Genomic DNA, 18163 nt, shown 5'->3' on the forward strand with positions numbered 1-18163 from the left:
AACTATGGCACCGCGAAACGAGTACCTCGAGGGCAACCCTAAGCGGCGTAAGTTCCATATAGTGCGTTCCCGCCGGAAATTCACCCGGCCACCATGAAACGCACGGCTCTACCAGGCCGGAAGGCCTGCATCATTCTGCCGCACTTAGGCAGCTTTTTCCCTGCCCCCGCGGCGCGAGGCAATATCTGTCAGCGCGGCACGGAACAGTTCGATGTCCTCGGCGCTCGTCGCGTGGCCGATGGACACGCGCAAAGCGCCAAGACTGTCACTGTGCCCCATGGCTTTCAGCACATGGCTCGGGCCGACCTTGCCAGACGAACAGGCCGATCCGGCCGACAGCGCAACGCCGGCCAGGTCAAAGGCAATCTGCGCCGTCTCGGCCTTGATGCCCGCAATAGCGAAGAATGTCGTATTGGCAAGCCTCGGCGCGCCGGTTCCAAAGATTTCCGCATCCGGCACCAGCGTTTTCACGATGGCCTCGATCTCGTCGCGATGGCGACCGACGGCGTCGATGCTCTTCAATCCGATCAGGGCTTCCCGCGCCGCCGCGCCAAAACCAGCGATCGCGGCCGGGTTTTCGGTGCCGCCGCGATGACCCTTTTCCTGACCGCCGCCGGTGACCAAGGGCCTCGGCATCATCAGGTCCGAGGCGGCGACGATGGCGCCAACGCCCTTGGGACCGCCGATCTTGTGCGAAGACAGAATCAAGTAATCGGCGTAACCCGCTGACATATCGAGCGGAATTCGACCGGCTGCCTGCACGGCGTCGACGACCAGGATGCCGCCCGCCGCCTTGACGATTTCGGCGATGCGGTCGATGGGCTGGATGACGCCGGTCTCGTTGTTGGCGGCATGGACCGCCATCAGCGGCAGGCCATCTGCCTTGTCATGTGCGGCGAGCGCCGCCGCCAATGCGTCCAGCCTGGCGACGCCGTTGCCCTGAACACCGATCCGCGTCACCTGGGCTGCCGGGAAGCGTCCGCCATTCAGCACGCAAGGATGGTCGGCTTCGCAGACGTAGAGGCGGCTCATGCGGACAGTGCCGCGCCCCATCTGCCAGTCCGGCGTCAGCAGCGTCGAGGCGGCTTCCGTCGCACCGGAAGTGAACACGACATGCTCGGCCCTGGCGTTGACCAGTGCTGCCACATCGCGCCTCGCATTCTCGATCAGCCGACGCGCGGCGCGACCCTCGGCATGGACCGACGACGGGTTGGCGGCGGCATCGAGCGCGGCAACCATTGCCGTGCGCGCCGCAGCAAGCAGCGGCGCACTGGCATTGTAGTCGAGATAGGCGCGTCTTCCGGTCATTTTCGTTTCGATTGGTCCCTTCAAGAGCCATTCCGCCAGGATAGCGCGTTATTTCCTTGAAATTGCAAGGCAAGCCGTCCTATTTACGCGGCTTGCGGCGCGGGTGGCCGAGCCACGGTTTCTTGGCCACCCAGTTTTGAACAATTCTAAACTAGCTTCTAAGAAGACGCTCGCCCTGCGTCAAGGCCAGAGGAAGAGTTGTTCCGGGCGCCGCGCATTCTTATGCCATGTGGAGTATTTTATGCCTGAGGTCATTTTTACCGGTCCGGCCGGCCGCCTGGAGGGTCGCTACCAGCCTTCCAAGGAAAAGAGCGCGCCGATTGCCATCGTCCTGCATCCGCACCCCCAGTTCGGCGGCACGATGAACAACAAGATCGTCTACGACCTCTTCTACATGTTCCAGAAGCGGGATTTCACCACGCTTCGCTTCAATTTCCGCGGCATCGGCCGCAGCCAGGGCGAATTCGACCACGGCACCGGCGAATTGTCGGATGCGGCCGCGGCACTTGACTGGGTGCAGTCGCTGCACCCGGATTCCAAGAGCTGCTGGGTCGCCGGCTATTCGTTCGGCTCGTGGATCGGCATGCAGCTTCTGATGCGCCGGCCGGAGATCGAAGGTTTCATCTCGATCGCGCCGCAGCCCAACACCTATGATTTCTCGTTCCTGGCGCCCTGCCCGTCATCGGGCCTCATCATCCATGGCGACGCCGACAAGGTGGCGCCGCCAAAGGACGTGCAAGGGCTGGTCGACAAGCTGCACACGCAAAAGGGCATCACCATAACCCAGAAGACCTTGCCCGGTGCCAACCATTTCTTCTCCAACGATGCGGACCTCCTGCTCCAGGAATGCGCGGACTATCTCGATCGCCGGCTGGCCGGTGAATTGTCCGACCCGCGGCCGAAACGGCTGAGATAACAGCGATGTACCAGCCCCCTCATTTCCAGGAAACGCGGCAGGACGTGCTGCACGGGCTGATCCGGGCGCATCCGCTTGGCCTGCTGATTTCAAATGGAGCCGAGGGGCCGGTCGCGAACGCGATTCCTTTTCTGCTCGACGCCGAAGTGCCGCCGAACGGCAGGCTGCGCGCCCATCTGGCGAGAGCCAATCCGCAATGGCGGCTGCTGGCCGACAGCCCGGCATCGCCGGTGCTGGTCGTCTTCCAGGGCACCGATGCCTATGTGACGCCGTCCTGGTACGAGACCAAGCGCGAGACCGGCAAGGTCGTGCCGACCTGGAACTACGCCATTGTCCAGGTGCGTGGCATCGTAACGGTGATCGAGGACCAGGATTGGCTGGCCCAGCAGATTTCCGATTTGACGGCGTCACAGGAAGGCGCTCGCGAAGCACCCTGGGCGGTGACCGACGCGCCAACCACCTTCATCCAGTCGCAGATCAAGGGCATTGTCGGGCTGGAAATCGAGATCACTGACATCCAAGGCAAGTGGAAGGTCAGCCAGAACCGGCCGATCGCCGACCGTAGCGGTGTTGCCGAAGGGCTCGAGAGCGAGAGCCCGAACTCGCCCGACATGGTCCGGCTGGTACGATCCTACGGCGGGCTGGATAGCAAGTAGTATCCGTCAGGGATTGGCTGCTGCCAGGACAGGCGTCGGTGTCGACCCGGCCGGCTTGCGCCACGCCGCGCTGAGCCTGAATGTCTTCTTGCGGATCGGCAGTCCCGCCGCCGTATGGCGGAAGATGAAGCCGAGCCGGGCAAAGACCAGCGCCATAACGACGGTGCAAGCCATGCCGAGGCCGAAGCCCGCTATCGTATCGCTCGGATAGTGTGCACCGACCGCAATCCGCGTCGCCGCTACCCAGACGGTGATGGGCAAAACAACGTATTTCCCCCATGCCGGGGAAAGAAGGATCACCACGGTCGCAAGCATGCCCACATTCGTTGCATGGCCGGACGGAAAACTGGCGAAATACGGGTCGAACTCAAATGGGCGGAACGAGAATAACCCCATGTCCAGGACTGGCCGGCTGCGACCGAAGACGTGCTTCAAGACCGTCACCGTCAGCCCCGACAAACCGGCCGCGCTCAGCACGAAGAAGGCGAAGCAGGTCCAGTTGTATGCAACCATGCGCCAACGCCCTGAAAGGGCTTGCCAGTCCAGCAGATTGGCCGGCACGAACAGCACCAGCGGCGGGATAAGATACCAGCCGCCCAAGCCGAAAATGGTAAAGCCGTTGGCGACCGCGACAAGCCCGTTGGGCCAGCGGTCTCGCCAGCTCACGGCAATGCCATCCAGGAAAACCATGCTGGCGGCGGTCAGAAGCAGATAGGCGACTGCCAAGGTCGGCCACGGAATCCTGGAATAATGGCCCGGTCGCCTCGCAAATCGGGACCGAACGATCGCTATCGTTTTCTGGACATTGCCCACCGACCGAGCCGGCAGCTTTCGAAGCAGCTCAAGAACCAGAGCTCTGCGACCAATGCTCATGCCAAACCACTCAAATCAGTTGGTGATCCGGTATAGACCAAGCGACATTGTCTCCCCCGATGAATAGTTGACCCCGTCGATCCGGGCGACGCGGTTCGCCGCCCTGCCCTGCCCTGCCAGCAGGTCGTCCAACCGCTTTTCCTCGCCAACCGGTGCCAGCGCCAGCCCGCAGGCAGGATCGGCAAGCAGATGTTGCGCAGTACCATCGACATTGGTCAATATCGTTTTTGTGCCCACCAGAAATACCAGGCTCGGTTCGTGATACCCGGCCGAGGCAAGCACCGTCGTCTCGCAGCGTCGATTGGCACGAACCGCAGCTTCGATCTCGCGACTCATCCAAATAGGCTTCAGCGACGGCGCGATGACACCGAACAGCAAAGCGTAGGTGGTACCGGCGCAAATCGCGATTGCCCCAATACGGCCGAGCCGCACTTGCAGTTGGCGCGAGAAGCCGAGATAGCCGGCTCCGAGCGCAGCAAGGGCAGCCGGAATGCTCCACCATGAGAAGGTGCCGGCAAAATACAGCGGCGCGGCAATGCAGAGCACGGCAAGGCCTGTTGTGACCAAGGCGAGGCCAAAGGCAGTCGTCCACCACAACCAGGTCTGCCAGCGCTGGAGCGGCGCGTTCGCGTCCTGCGGCTTCAATGTCAAAAGCCAGCCGACCATGAGCGCCATGCCGGGATAGGCCGGCAGGACATAGTGCGGCAATTTTGTCGGGATCAGCTCGAACAGCAGCCAGAACGGAATGTACCAGGCGAGGCAGAAGCGGAGTCGGGGATCCTCGCGCAGGCGATTGAGGGCCTGGAGCCCGGCACCCACCGCGATCAGGCCGAAAGGCCACATGAACAGCGAATAGGTCAAGACATAGAAGCCGGGCGGCAGGCCATGCGATTCCTCGCCCTGCGCGACCTTGCCGAGCATATCCTTGCCGACTGCCTGCTGCAGGAAAGCGCCGCCGCTTTTCCAGGTGATCAGGACGAGCCAGGGCAGGATGATCAGCAACACGAGAGCCAGGCCGCGCCCCGCCTTCAGCTTCGACAGCCAGCGCCAGTCCCGCTCGAACGCGAACAGCACGGCGACCGTCAGCGCCGACAGCAGCGGCGCGATTGGCCCTTTGATCAGGATTGCCGCACCCTGGGCTACCCAGAATATCCATGGCAGGTGGCTGCCGACGGCTTCGTTCCGCCGCGACGACGTATAGATCTGCGCCAGCGCGCCTTGCGCTATCACGCAGCAGGCCAAAAGCATCGCGTCGGTCTTGGCGTCACGGCCCTCGAAAGCCGTCGCGAAGATCGCAGCCATGACAAGGCCGGCGGCCAGACCGGCGTTGGCGCCGAAAAGATTGGCCCCTGTCCAGGCCGTCGCCACAACGGCAATGGCGATGCCTAGCGCCGAGACCAGTCGATACACCCAGATCGGCGCCTCGGCGCCCTCGCCGCTCAGCGCGACGGCTGCCGATTGCAACCAGTAGATGCCGATCGGCTTCTGGTAGCGTGAGCGTTCCTGGAAGCGAATGTCGACATAGTCGCCGGTCTCGGCCATCTGTTTGGTGGCCTGGACGAAGCGCGGCTCATCGCGGTCGAGCGGCGGCATGGCCGCCAGTCCCGAAATCGTCATCAGCAGGCTGAACAGGAAGAGAAAAAGATAGTTCCTGCTCGCCACGTCAGCCCCTTCGGTTTGCTTCTTACGGAGGCCCGTCGCTCAGTCGACCTTCGTCATCGCCGCCTTGCGCTCATTGGCAATCAGCCAGAGATTGCGAACATAGATGAACATCCCCATGGATTGACCGGCGATGAACACCGGATCCTGCCGCTGGATGGCATAGATCAGCAGCAGGCTGCCGCCGAACAGCGAAAAGAACCAGAAAGCGATCGGCACGACGCTGCGCTTGGCTTTTTCCGATGCGATCCACTGCACGACGAAGCGCATCGAAAAAAAGAACTGAGCGACGAAGCCGAGCAGAACCCACGCATCGAATTGCTTGACGAAGACCTCGTGAAGCCAGATCGCCAATTCCTGAAGCACGTTAGCCATGCCTGATTTCCTCTGTTTTTGGCATTCTCCGGCGCCTACGGCGCAGCCACCAGACACCGGCGAGATCAAGCACCCCTTGCAGGCCGCGATCGAAAATTCCGTAATTCGACTTACCGTGGCGGCGAGAGCGGTCGACGACGTCGCAATGCACGACGCGATACCCCTCCTGGATGACGAGCGCCGGAACAAAGCGGTGCGTGCCGTCGAAGAACGGCAATTTCCTGAGGATACCGGTATGGATCGCCTTCAGGCCGCAGCCCGTGTCGCGGGTCTCGTCATGCAGGATGGCCTTTCTAAGCCAGTTGGCAAAACGGGACGCCAGTTGTTTGATCTTGCTGTCACGGCGCTTCAGGCGCTCTCCTTGCGCAACACCGAAATCGGGACCGGCCTGCCGCAGGGCGTCGACCAGCACCGGAATGTATTTGGGATCGTTTTGGCCGTCGCCGTCGATCGTAGCGACGATATCGCCGCGGGCCGCCCATGCGCCCGAACGCACCGAGAGCGACTGGCCGGCGGATTTCTCATGCCGGAGGTGGCGAAGCGGAAACGGCCGAAGTACTGCCTGGGCGGCAAGGACCGAAGCGGTTTCGTCGGTCGAGCCATCGTTGACGACGATCACCTCGAAGTCGCGCCCGGCCATCGCCGCCCCGATCTCATCGAGCAGAAGCGGCAGGTTCGCCGCCTCGTTCCGGCAAGGAATGATGATGGATATCTCCGGCATATCGCGTCGGGCTCTGTCACAGGATATGGCATTCGATTCGATGCCGTGCGGTGCCGTTCCAGCGGGTTAAGTGCTGCAAGAACCCGCTGGCGCGGCGCCTCATTACGCCAGCCCAAACGATGAAGCAAGCATCCGCACACCATCCGCACGGGCCGCAAAACCGGATTCCCCTTTTGCTGATCGCGCTTGGATGCTAAACGCCCGCGTTCACGCATGCCACGCCCCAGCCGCAGCAGCCGGGCGCTTTCGGGAAAGATAAAATGTCCGCCTTCAAGTCCGATTTCCTGCGCATAATGAGCGAGCGCGGTTTCATCCACCAGATTTCGGATGATGCCGGCCTCGACCAGCTTTTCGCCAAGGAAACGGTGAGCGCCTATATCGGCTTCGATGCGACCGCCAAGAGCCTGCATGCCGGGTCGCTGATCCAGATCATGATGCTGCACTGGCTGCAGCAGACTGGTCACCGGCCGATCGCGCTGATGGGCGGCGGGACCTCGATGATCGGCGATCCGTCGTTCAAGGACGAGGCACGCAAGCTTCTGACGCCGCAGGACATCGAGGACAATCTTGCCGGCATCCGCCGCAATTTCATGCCCTACCTCAAATTCGGCGATGGTCCGAACGACGCCATCATGGTCAACAACGCCGACTGGCTGATGGAAATCAACTACGTCAACTTCCTGCGCGATGTCGGCCGGCACTTCTCCGTCAACCGCATGCTGGCCTTCGATTCAGTCAAGCTCAGGCTCGAGCGCGAGCAATCACTGTCGTTCCTCGAATTCAACTACATGATCCTGCAGGCCTATGACTTCGTCGAACTCTACAAGCGTCTCGGCTGCCGGCTGCAGATGGGTGGTTCCGACCAGTGGGGCAACATTGTCAACGGCATCGATCTCGGCCATCGCATGGAGGGCGCGCAGCTTTACGCGCTGACCACGCCCCTGCTCACCACCTCGTCCGGCGCCAAGATGGGCAAGTCGGCTTCAGGCGCTGTCTGGCTCGATGCCGAAATGCTGTCGCCATACGAATTCTGGCAATACTGGCGCAATACCGAGGACGCCGATGTCGGCCGCTTTCTCAAGCTCTACACGACGTTGCCTCTGCACGAGGTCGCGCGTTTGGAACGGCTTGGCGGCTCCGAAATCAACGAGGCGAAGAAGATCCTAGCGACTGAAGTCTGTACGCTGCTGCACGGCCGTGCCGCCGCCGAGCAAGCGGAAGAGACGGCGCGCAAAACGTTCGAGGAAGGTGTTACCGCCGACACGCTGCCGACCGTCGAGGTGGGCAGGGCCGATCTGGAAAGCGGTGTCGGCATACTGTCGCTGTTCGTCACCGCCGGGCTTGCCGCGTCCAACGGCGAGGCGCGGCGACACATCCAGGGCGGCGGCGTGCGGCTGAACGACCAGCCTGTGTCCGACGACCGCCGGTTGGTGACACTTCAGGATCTTGGCCCGGAAGAGGTCGTAAAGCTGTCGCTCGGCAAGAAAAAACACGTTCTGGTGCGGCCGGTCTGACCAAAGCCTGATCCGTCCCCGATAGAATCGGATGGGCTCCATTAGCCATGACCTTTTCCGAAACCGGTTTCGCTTCTTGCTGCACTGACCTTCGGTTCGCGATCACGGCCTGGGTAAAACTTAATCAGGTGGCTACCGAGAATGGCCGAGATGGGTGAACATTGCCATTCGTCTCATCGATCGGAACGAGCAGGTAGCGCCACCTGCGGACATTTGGCGGCGGTACCCCGAACGACCTGATCGGGGCCGGAAGCAGTAGGTCCGCTTGTGACGCAGCAAGCAGGAACGTCAGTGGCGGCTTTCTCCACGTGCCTTCCTTACTGGACCAATTCGACCGCGCTCGGCCGCCATTCCGCTAGTGGCAAATCGCCGGCATGCCCGAATAAATCCAGAGTGCGCCGGCTGCGATGCCGCCAAGGAGCCATCTTTCTCGCCACACCCACCTTGGGAGAAGCGGGTGTGGCGGTTGGCTGGTGACGGCATCAGGGCTTTGATTACTCATCGGACTGCGCTCGGTAGAAGTTCGCGCGATGCCCTGCGGATGCCGGCAGACGCATAACAAACGCCGACCACATAGACGGCTATGCTGATCCCCTGGGCCACAAGCCACAGGTTCTTTCCGGTCTGCACCGGTTCGAAGTAGAAATTCGGCCAGAAATAGTTACCGATGGCGTAGCCGGCGCCGGCGGTCACCAGTTCGGCGATCAGGCCGTATGCGCAAAGCGTTGGCGCAATGCGCTCGTGGCTGGAGATGTTTGGCGACCCACCCTGTCTGGTTATGGTCAGGTAACAAAGTCCGATGGCGATCATGCCAAGGCCGCCGGTCTTGAGCGTCAGTTCCGCCAGTATCGCCGGACATCCCCACCAGAGCGTCATGTTCTTCAGAAAGACCGGACCCACGTCTCCGGCCAAAGCCCCATTGATGTAGTGCGCGATTGGAATGAAGCCAGTCACGAAACCCGTGATGAAGAGCCCGAGACCCCAGTGAATGTGTGCCCAGCCCAGTGCGGCTGGCGTGACAGCGGCTTGTCCATCCATGGAAATTGAAGCGGTGCTCATGATTTCCTCCTGTTGTTGGGGATGGCCACGCCCGAAGGGCGGCCATCCCGCAGTCCGGTTCAGGTATCAGGGAACGAGCTCGATCTCGCTCGGCCGCCAAGTCTTGTCGAAGAAGCTGGGCTTCGGGCCGTAGAGGCGAAAGACCGTGAACCAACCCTTTTCCGGGTCGGTCTGGATCCAGTTGCTGCGCGCCACGCCCTCGGGCTGTTCCGGGCCGAACCAGACGGTCGTCGAGCCGTCGGCGGCAGCCTCGGCGGCAGGCGAGGGATAGCTCTGGCTGCCGGAACGCGGGTATTTCTGCGGTGTCTGCAGCATCGAGCGCGTCTGGGTGTCGTAGAGTGTGAACGACCAGAACGCCCTCGCGGGGATGTCCTTGGGCAGCGTCACCTTGTAGGTCTTCGCCCCATCAAAGGAGTTTCCGTCAGGATCGAGGAAGCCCATGAGATACTGCGAGCCGATGTCGGAAATGCGCATGATCATGCCCGGCGAGTCCACCGTGTAGGCGAAGTAGTAGGCCGTGCGCGAATCGAGCGTGCGTGCGCCGGTCGGCGGCAACGGCTTGAACATGCCGTCCTCGTAGAGCGGCGGCGGGGTCTCGAAAAAGGCGCCGCCTTCCCACAGCATCATCATCCAGCGCGAATTCTCGTAGTAGGCCCAGTCGGGGTGCGCCTGGGCAAAGCGCGCGTTCAGCGAGCGCCCGACCGTCTGCCCGACCGCGGCGGCGTCGGTCAGGATCTTCTTCATCCGATCGTCGGGGTTGAACTCCTTGCCATGCACAATACCGATGGCCGCAAGCTGTCCGGCGAGTTCCACGTCCAAACTTGTGACTGGCTGGCTCTGGACGTTCTCGTTGAGCAACTCGAAAAAGCCGTAGTCGCTGGGCGGAATCGTGTTGAACGATAGCCCGGTCCCCTCGATGAACTTCGTCTCGGGAATCTTCGGCTCGCCTGCTATGCGCACCGTGCCCTCCAGAGCTTGCGCGATGCTCGTTCCGTAGGAGCCCGGCTGGTAGGGATAGATTTTCATGTTCTTTTTGATGTTCTCGACCGCCGGCTTCGGGTCGTTGTCGACGAGGTAGGCGCGCCCGGCATAGAGGACGTCGTTGGTCTTCGCATGCGCAACGAAGTAGCCACCCTCGGGGAGCGGGCCGTCATAGCCGGGGCCGACGATCAGATATTTGCCGCCGAGCCCGCGATCCGGCCCCGGACCGCCGATGTCGATGACCCACGAGAACCACATGTCGTTGATCGCGCCGACGGCGTTTGACGGCTGTTCGATCACTATCGGCCCTTTGCTGAGATCGAGTCCGGCGAGGTAGTAGACCGTGTCGGCATTGGTCGTCAGGAATTGCGAGTTCGAATCCATCAACTCGGAGAAGATGATGACATCGCCGGGTTTGGCGCCGATGCTCTCGAAGCCCTTGACGAGCGCCAGGGCCGAGGCGCCGCGGAAGCTGTTGTTGTAGGCGTTAAGTGCGTTGGTGAAGTCGAGCGTGTCGTAGACCTTCTGAGCAGTGTCCGCGGTCGGCACACCGTCCTTGAATTCAAGTGTGCCGGCGCTGGTCTCGACCTTGTCGGGGGCGCTGAGGGACTTCACCGTCTCCTCCGACACCTGCGCGTCGGCGGTGCCGGCGGCTGCGAGGGCAGCAATCGCGGCAGCGCCGGCCAATTTCAGGTAGCGTCTCATAGGCTTTCATCCTTTGTTGCGGTTCGGACTGCGCGACGCCTCATCCGGCGCCACGCATTACGGGTTCGAGGGGATAATTATTGCGCCACATTGATACCGGGCGGCTGCCACATCCTTTCGCCGACCGGCAGTATCGAAGGCCATTCGGCGCTGATGGCCGGTCCGGCCAAGGGAATGCCGGCGACGCTAATCGCGATGTTGGGCGCGCCGCATTACATTCCCCTCAATGCACGCCCATAGGTTGCATGCCCTCTTGGCTTCGGCAACGTAAATTACAGTAGCGAGTGTGTAACCTACTAAACACCGAACGCGAGCGCGCGCCGGGCTGATCGTGGACGGGCCACAATCAAGGCAAGCGACTGAGGCTGATATTGAAGGTCGGTTGCGCGTCCTGCCGAATTCAGTAGACGACAGTCGGGACAGTTAGCCTTTTTGGAGAAACGAGTCGGCAGTGGCGGGCTTATCGGACGACGTGCCGCCGTCTGAGTGGACCGCTCTTGTTTCGCCAGGGCTATGGCTACCGCATTAGCGATGTCCGCTTTTGGTGAGTGAACGGGACCGTTGGAATGACTGCTATTGGGCGCTAAGCGGCCGTATGCCGAGCGGAGATCGAAAGTCGCGCTTGGGTCATGGGCGTGAATTCGGCCGGGGCGAACTAGAGTCCGCTTAGGGTCAAGACTCGGTCGCTTGAAGTGATTGGTTTTGACCTCACCGATACTCGAAGATCGACCTGAAAATTCCGGGCGCGATCACCGACAGCGGATTGACGTCCAGTTTCGGTTTGTTGGCATCGCCCCTGAGCCGGTAGGTCACGCCGATCAGGCCGCGATCGCGGCCATTGCCGAGCAGCGCGCCGAAGAGCGGCAGTTCGCCGAAGATGCGGTTGAGGCCATAGACCGGCATGAACGTGCCGGTCATGTCCATGTTGTTGTTCCGGTCGTAGAGCGTGCCCTGGAAGGTGGTGCCGATGCGTGGACCGCGCAGCACGCCATTGGCCAGCTTGAGATAGCCGGCACCCTTCTCGATCTCGGAAAAGCCGCGCTCGAACTTCACTCTCGACGTGTCGATATTGGCTTTGACAGCTTCGTTGAGGCTGCGGCTGTCGCCCGCCGGCGTCGTCGATACGAGCGAGGCGAGTTTCGGCTCGTTGACCACGAAGAAGTTGCTCGAATCGACCTGGCCCTTCATCGGCCCATCGCTTGCCCCGGCGAGCGCCAGCGTGATCGAACCGCCCTCCATATGCTCGTAGATGTTGAGGAACCGCAGGATGGCGCCGGCATCGGCCGACGTCATGTTGAGGGCGCGCCTGCCGGCGCCGGTCGTATTGCTGATGCTTATGGCAGCACCCGAACTTGCCGTGGCGCTGACCCTGAGCCCGTTCACCCTGGAGCCGGCGGCGCTGTAGTCGAGCTTCAGGTTCGACAGTGTCTCGTTGTGGAAGCCGGTCAGGGAATTGACATCGGCACTGACGGAAATTGCGTCGGAACCCGTGGCCTTGGTGGCGGTGTCGACATCGGACGTGAATTGCTTGATCAGCGAGCGCGCGTCCAGCGCGTTGCCGCTGATGTCGATAGCGTAGCCCTTGCCCGATCGTTTCACTGACACGGCAACATCGTCCCCCCGATTCAACGTGACCTTGCTGAACCGCGCCGAGGACAGGGCGCCGTTGACCAGCACCACGCCGCCGTCGATCGAAAAAGTCTTTCCATCCAGGTCGAAGTCGGACAGCGTCGTGGTGTCGCCGGACTTGGTCATGGCAAATGTGACCTTGGCTGGAATGCCGGGTCCCTTGCTCCAGCCTGCCCACGGAATGTCCAGCCTGGCGTTGGTCAGGTCCGCCGAAACAGTCTGGTTGCTGCCGCCGCTCTTGTCGATCGCAACCTTGATGGTTCCGGAAAGCAGCGTCGACAGGCCCGGCATGGCGGTTGCGCGCATCTTGTCGTCGAGCACCAGCGCCACTTTCCGGCTGCGGGGCGGTCCGGCATTGTTGAGCGGCTCGATCAGGTCGAGCTCGGCTGGAATGCCGTTCAGCAGCGCCTTGGCGGAGATCACGGCCCGATTGGGCTCGACAGTGATCGAACCGTTGGCCTCCGTCACCGCCTGGCCTTCGAACGGCTTGGCCAGCGAGAGGTCCTTGTAGTCGAGCGCCACCAACCAATCGAGCTTCGAGGTGTCGACGCCGGACTGCAACGGAATGTCCGCTCTCACGTGGCCGGTCACCGTGCCGGACAGGTCGTCCGGCAACAGGCCGACATGGCGCATGGCGTTGATCGGCTCATAGGAGGCGAGCTCGGCGATTGCAGACGCCTCGCCGGCGACGTCGATGTCGAGCGCGCCGATCACCGGCGGGCGGTTTGCCGCCTTGACCGTCATCGTGCCGTTGCTCGCCGCCACCGTGCGGCCGCTGACCATATAGACGTTGCCCGAGGAGAGCCTGACGTCGACGTCGTTGCCGTGGAATTCGACAACGCCGACGGCATCGCGTATCGGCGGAATGTGACCGGCCGTATCGAAGCGCGCTCCTTCGATCTGGAAACGGCCGAACACTTCATCGGCGGATAGCGGAATCCCGTTGCCCAGGCGCCCCGGCACGACCTGGAACTGCAGGCTGGCGTCAACAACGCGGCCGCCGAACAGGTTCTTCAGCACCCAAAGGCGGGCGTTTCGCGCGGAAAACCAGGGCCACAACTGCTTGACATGCGAGACCGGCATGTCGTGGACGTTGAACGCAACGGATATGCCCGGTACCTTTCCCTCGACGAACTCGACCGACGCCGTGCCCAGCGCCTCGCTGGCGGATCCGGACCTGATCCCGATCTGCTCGGCCACGAGCTTATGGCTCCTGGTCTGGTAAACGCCGGCGACGCGGGCGATGAAATTGAGTGCTGGTTCGGATGATTCCGAGGGCGCCAGTATCGAACGGTCGCTGGTCAGGTCGTAGCGATAGGACGGCTCCTCGCCCGCTGTTCCAGTCGCCGGCTTCGGCCCGATCGAACCGGCGAAATCGAACGTCGAGCGACCGGTCTTCACCTGCAGCCTGTCCACCTGGATCTTGTTGGCGCCGGCGACAAGCGTCGCATCGAGATCGACATCGGCTGGAAGCATCCCCGCACGCTGGCCGAGATCGAGCACGGAGCCGGCTAGCGACAACGAGGCCGTCAGCCGCGACGCGTTCTCGCCGGATCCTTCCGATCCCGCCAGCTTCAAGGCAATCGCGCCCAGCTTCCCACCTGGCACTGCCGCGGCCTGGTCGGCCTCCGCTATCTCGACGCTGGCATCCAACGCCGTCACGAGCCGCGTCTTCGTATCGCGGGCGGCTGTGGCAGCGATGGTGAGTGCCCTGCCGTCGACATCCGCGTCGGATGAAAACTCCATGCCGCCAGGCCCCGACTGCGCAACCGTGGCGTCAGTGATCCTGACCAGTTTGACCGAGCCGGTCTCGGGCAGAACGAGATCGACATTGCTGAGGTCGATCTGGCGCATCGAATCCACCTGCACCGTGTCGAGCGCGCGGTTGAGGTTGGCAAAAACCGCATCGGATAGTCTTTCCGGATCGATGAGGCCGTCGTCATTGCGCAGCGCCGCCGTCCAGTCGCCAGCCGTCGGGATCGCCGCCATCATGATGCGCGCGTCGGAAATCCTGGCGCTGGTGAGCCGCACCTCGCCCGAAAGCAGGGGCATCAGCCTTATGCCGAAACGGACACGCCCGGCGTTGGCCATCGGCTTGCCGTCGGCGGTCTTGAGGCTGACATCGCTGACCTGCAGCGCGATGAAGCTCGATCCGTCGAGCGTGAGACGGGCCGGCCCGACCGCAACATCGACGTCGACGCCGGCCAATTTCTCGATGGCCATTTCCGCCTCGGTCCGCAGCCGCTCGGTGCCGAAACCGGACATGCCGATCGCATACACAGCGACAGCGGCCAGCAGCACAAGGGCGACAAGGCCGGCAAACAGCCGCGTAAGAATACGAACGCCGCGGCCGATCGACGCTTGGCCGAGCGGCGGTACGCGGCACGCGGACGGGAAGGCCCCCAGGTCGGTGATCTCATCACGCCTGAATCTGATCTTCTCGTGCTGCGGCTGCTCCTGATCCACGCAATTTTCCGTTGAACGAACTCGACCGGTGGACGAATCCCAGTTTGACATTATATCGATGCGGCTTGGCGCGTAACCACAAACAAGGGCATCGATATGGCTGATCTCGACGTCGGCGAGCTTGCGCCGCAATTCGAACTTCCCCGAGACGGCGGCGGTTCAATCAGCCTCGCGGCATTGCTGGGAAAGCCGGTCGTACTTTACTTCTATCCGCAGGATGACACCACGGGCTGCACCAATGAGGCGATCGGCTTTTCGCAGTTGAAGCCGGAATTCGAAAAGCTCGGTGCCGTCGTGATCGGCCTTTCGCCGGACAGCGTCCGAAAACACGACAAATTCAAATCGAAATACGGCCTTGCCGTCGATCTTGTCGCCGACGAGGAGCGCAAGGTGATCGAAGCCTATCATCTGTGGGTCGAGAAGAAGCTTTATGGCCGCCGCTATATGGGCGTCGAGCGTGCTACGTTCCTGATCGGCAGCGACGGACGGATTGCCAGGATCTGGCGAAATGTTCGCGTCAAAGGCCATGCCGAGGCGGTGCTGGAGGCGGTGCGGGCGCTTTGACGCAGACGCCGACGGCAGCCAACGTGAGGCGAGAGGTTGCGCGCAAGCAACCGACCGTTAACCTTAATGATGTGTAATCAGGCTTGTCGTTTGGTGTCGTAACGAAAGCTTGGTCCCGTGAACGTAGCCAGTCAGTCAACGGTCTTTGGCAGGCGCAAGGAGCCCCACACGGTCATTATCGCCCGGGGCAACGAGATAAGGCATTTTACCATACGGCCATGGGTTGCCGCATTTTGCGGCTCCGCGCTGGCGGCTATGGCCATAGGCTATCTCCTGGCGACCTCCTACCTCGTGCTGCGCGACGACCTGATCGGCGCGACCACGGCGCGGCAGGCGCGCATGCAGCAGGCCTATGAGGACCGCATCTCCGCGCTACGCGCCCAGGTCGACCGGATCACCAGCCGCCAGCTTCTCGACCAGCAGCTCATGGAAACCAAAGTTGGCGAACTGCTGGAACGACAGACCCAGCTCAGCCTGCGCCATGGCCGCCTCGCACGCACCGGGAGCGACGTCGGAGCGCCACCTGCGTCCGCAAAGCCGGACAAACGCGCCGACGTGACCGACGCCCAGTCGCAGGCCTATTCGGTTGCCAGCGTCGGCGCCAGTCTTGGCGTCGGCAACACCAGGCCGTTCTCCTTGTGGTCGACCCGCTCCGATCCGCTGCCGAGCGACACGGAGGCCGATCGTGCCGACAGACTGTTCGTGTCGATCAACGAGTCGCTCAAGGCCATAGAGAGCCAGCAGCTCACCCGCATCACCACGCTTGCCGACAACGCCTACAGAAACGCAGATGCGATTTCACAGGCGCTCGAGGCAGCTGGCCTGCCGGTCGACAGCGATTTCGGCAAGAGCGATGCCGGTGGCCCGCTGATACCGCTCGACACTTCGATGATGTTCGACAGCAAGGTAAGAGAACTCGACGAGGCGCTGGACGCGCTCGACCGTCTGAAGACCGAGGCGCGACGGCTGCCGCTCGCCAATCCCGCCCCTGGCCGTTCGGTCACCAGCCCGTTCGGCGTGCGCACCGATCCGCTCCTCGGCACCGCCGCGCTGCATTCCGGGATGGATTTCCGGGCGCCGACCGGAATGCCCGCCAAGGTCACGGCGCCCGGTGTCGTCGTCAAGGCCGGCTGGAACGGCGGCTATGGCCGCATGGTCGAGGTCGACCATGGCCAGGGTTTTGCCACGCGCTATGGGCATCTCAGCAAAATCAACGTGACCGTAGGCGAGAGGCTCAACGCCGGCGACGTCATCGGCAAGACCGGCAGCAGCGGCCGCTCGACCGGCCCTCATCTGCATTACGAGATCCGCCACAACGGCGAAGCCATCGACCCGCTGCGCTTCCTGAGGGTCGGCAAGAAGGTCGCGCAGTATCTCTGAAGCCCGCCGGCCTCTTCATTAGACCGATCTAGCCGTTCCCATCTGATATCGACCTCTGCTCCTGCTCCGAACCCGGGAGTGGCGCATCATGCGCGGAACTCATCGACTTATTTTTGAATTCCATTTGACTGAATAAATATTCGGTGCGAACCTCCAGTCTCCTAAGGGCGCAAGACATGGCACTGCGGGGGACCAATCAGGAATTCGGGCGGCCGTACAACAGGCGCATCGTGCTTGAGTCCATCCGCCTTCACGGCCCGATCACCCGCGGCGACATTGCCAGGCGGGTCGGGCTCACCGTGCAAACGGTGTCGACCATCGTTCGCGAGCTGGAAGAACACGGCTACGTTCTGTCCATGCGCGAAGAGCCGCGGGGGCGCGGGCTGCCTCCGGCGACCCTGCGAATCAACCCGGAAGGCGGCTACGCCGTCGGCATCCACGCCACTCCCCTCGGCATCAATGCGGCGCTGATCAATTTGAGCGGTGACGTGATCGAGAGCACCTACCGCGAAGCTCCCAGCGCAACGCCCGATCATGCCTTCGATTTGATCGGCGCGATGGTGCTTGAATTGACCGGACTGCGCCCTGGCGGTCGCGTTCTCGGCATCGGCATGGCGCTGCCCGGCCCTTTTGGCGTGGAATCGATGAGCTTTATCGGCCCGACGACGATGACCGGCTGGAAGGACGTGGCGCTTCGGGAACGGCTGGAGGCCTCGACCGGGCTGCCGGCGTTTTTTGAGACCGACATGGCGGCCGCGGCAATGGGCGAGCGCCTGTACGGCCTCGGAGCGGGACATTCCGAATACTACTATCTCTATTTCGGTGTCGGTCTTGGCGGCGTCATGGTGCATGACGGAAGCGCGTTGCGCGGTGCCTGGGGAAATGCCGGCGAAATCGGGCATATTCCTGTCGCGCCGGGTGGCGAGCCCTGCCCCTGCGGCAATCGCGGCTGCCTCGAACGATACCTTTCGCTCGAGGCGCTGCGGCGCCGGAACATCAGTGACGCCGATTGGGTTGATGAAGTCGGGCCGATCTTCCGCAACGCCCTCACCATCATCGAGAACCTGTTCGATCCAGAAACCATCATCCTCGGCGGACTGGCGTCCACCGATTTGCTTGAACGGCTGGCCGGTTCGGTTGCGAACCTTCCCAACTCGGTCTCGGCGCGAACGGATCGCACGACGCCCCGTGTCACCGTCGCACGCGGCGGCCAGCATGCGGTGTTGCGCGGGGCCGCAGCACTTGCCGTCTCAGGGGTGCTTTCGCCGCGCTTCGGCCAGATATTCACCGCCGAGCGCGAACGCGGGCGAGATATCCTGCAAAGCAAGGGGATCGCGGCATGAGCGGAGCTCAGCCT

Annotated in this window: 14 protein-coding genes; 6 read left to right on the forward strand and 8 right to left on the reverse strand. The window is 62.5% G+C overall.

Going from position 1 to position 18163, the window contains the following annotated elements; all coding sequences use genetic code 11:
- Window positions 1-144: 144 nt before the first annotated feature.
- Entirely contained in the window at window positions 145-1308 is a 1164-nt protein-coding gene (locus EN885_RS15435) for a cysteine desulfurase family protein (protein WP_128242105.1), read from the reverse strand.
- Window positions 1309-1549: 241 nt separating this feature from the next.
- On the opposite strand from EN885_RS15435, the gene EN885_RS15440 reads away from it, so the two are divergent.
- Complete coding sequence (locus EN885_RS15440; RefSeq protein ID WP_095489603.1) at window positions 1550-2224, forward strand: alpha/beta hydrolase; 675 nt, start codon at window positions 1550-1552, stop codon at window positions 2222-2224.
- A gap of 5 nt (window positions 2225-2229) precedes the next feature.
- Window positions 2230-2880, forward strand: coding sequence for an FMN-binding negative transcriptional regulator (locus tag EN885_RS15445; RefSeq protein WP_128242106.1), 651 nt, complete (start codon window positions 2230-2232; stop codon window positions 2878-2880).
- A 6-nt stretch (window positions 2881-2886) separates the two neighbouring features.
- On the opposite strand, the gene EN885_RS15450 is transcribed toward EN885_RS15445, so the two are convergent.
- The 4 genes from EN885_RS15450 to EN885_RS15465 form a co-directional block, all read right to left on the reverse strand.
- Complete coding sequence (locus tag EN885_RS15450; protein ID WP_245493082.1) at window positions 2887-3606, reverse strand: phosphatase PAP2 family protein; 720 nt, start codon at window positions 3604-3606, stop codon at window positions 2887-2889.
- A 162-nt stretch (window positions 3607-3768) separates the two neighbouring features.
- Window positions 3769-5370 (reverse strand): glycosyltransferase family 39 protein, encoded by a 1602-nt coding sequence (locus tag EN885_RS15455; protein ID WP_128242182.1) that lies wholly within the window; start codon window positions 5368-5370, stop codon window positions 3769-3771.
- A gap of 84 nt (window positions 5371-5454) precedes the next feature.
- The gene (locus tag EN885_RS15460; RefSeq protein WP_095489606.1) at window positions 5455-5787 is read right to left on the reverse strand and encodes a lipid-A-disaccharide synthase N-terminal domain-containing protein; all 333 of its coding nucleotides are present in this window, start codon (window positions 5785-5787) and stop codon (window positions 5455-5457) included.
- A complete protein-coding gene (locus tag EN885_RS15465; RefSeq protein ID WP_128242108.1) occupies window positions 5780-6508 on the reverse strand; it encodes a glycosyltransferase family 2 protein in 729 nt (242 codons plus the stop codon). The genes EN885_RS15460 and EN885_RS15465 overlap by 8 nt, the downstream gene beginning before the upstream one ends.
- 260 nt (window positions 6509-6768) lie before the next feature.
- On the opposite strand from EN885_RS15465, the gene tyrS reads away from it, so the two are divergent.
- Window positions 6769-8022 (forward strand): tyrosine--tRNA ligase, encoded by a 1254-nt coding sequence (gene tyrS, locus EN885_RS15470; RefSeq protein ID WP_128242109.1) that lies wholly within the window; start codon window positions 6769-6771, stop codon window positions 8020-8022.
- A 498-nt stretch (window positions 8023-8520) separates the two neighbouring features.
- On the opposite strand, the gene EN885_RS15475 is transcribed toward tyrS, so the two are convergent.
- From EN885_RS15475 to EN885_RS15485, 3 genes are all read right to left on the reverse strand, one after another.
- The gene (locus tag EN885_RS15475; RefSeq protein ID WP_128242110.1) at window positions 8521-9081 is read right to left on the reverse strand and encodes a hypothetical protein; all 561 of its coding nucleotides are present in this window, start codon (window positions 9079-9081) and stop codon (window positions 8521-8523) included.
- Between the two features lie 66 nt (window positions 9082-9147).
- A complete protein-coding gene (locus EN885_RS15480) occupies window positions 9148-10767 on the reverse strand; it encodes a DUF1254 domain-containing protein (RefSeq protein WP_128242111.1) in 1620 nt (539 codons plus the stop codon).
- Window positions 10768-11475: 708 nt separating this feature from the next.
- Complete coding sequence (locus tag EN885_RS15485) at window positions 11476-14862, reverse strand: DUF3971 domain-containing protein (protein ID WP_128242112.1); 3387 nt, start codon at window positions 14860-14862, stop codon at window positions 11476-11478.
- A gap of 96 nt (window positions 14863-14958) precedes the next feature.
- Here EN885_RS15485 and EN885_RS15490 point away from each other — a divergent pair, with 96 nt between their 5' ends.
- From EN885_RS15490 to EN885_RS15500, 3 genes are all read left to right on the forward strand, one after another.
- Window positions 14959-15426 (forward strand): peroxiredoxin, encoded by a 468-nt coding sequence (locus EN885_RS15490; RefSeq protein WP_128242113.1) that lies wholly within the window; start codon window positions 14959-14961, stop codon window positions 15424-15426.
- A 117-nt stretch (window positions 15427-15543) separates the two neighbouring features.
- Window positions 15544-16806 (forward strand): M23 family metallopeptidase, encoded by a 1263-nt coding sequence (locus EN885_RS15495; protein WP_128242114.1) that lies wholly within the window; start codon window positions 15544-15546, stop codon window positions 16804-16806.
- Window positions 16807-16982: 176 nt separating this feature from the next.
- A complete protein-coding gene (locus EN885_RS15500) occupies window positions 16983-18149 on the forward strand; it encodes an ROK family transcriptional regulator (RefSeq protein ID WP_128242115.1) in 1167 nt (388 codons plus the stop codon).
- Window positions 18150-18163: the final 14 nt, after the last annotated feature.

This window comes from Mesorhizobium sp. M6A.T.Cr.TU.014.01.1.1 (assembly GCF_004022765.1).
Taxonomy (GTDB): Bacteria; Pseudomonadota; Alphaproteobacteria; order Rhizobiales; family Rhizobiaceae; genus Mesorhizobium; species Mesorhizobium mediterraneum.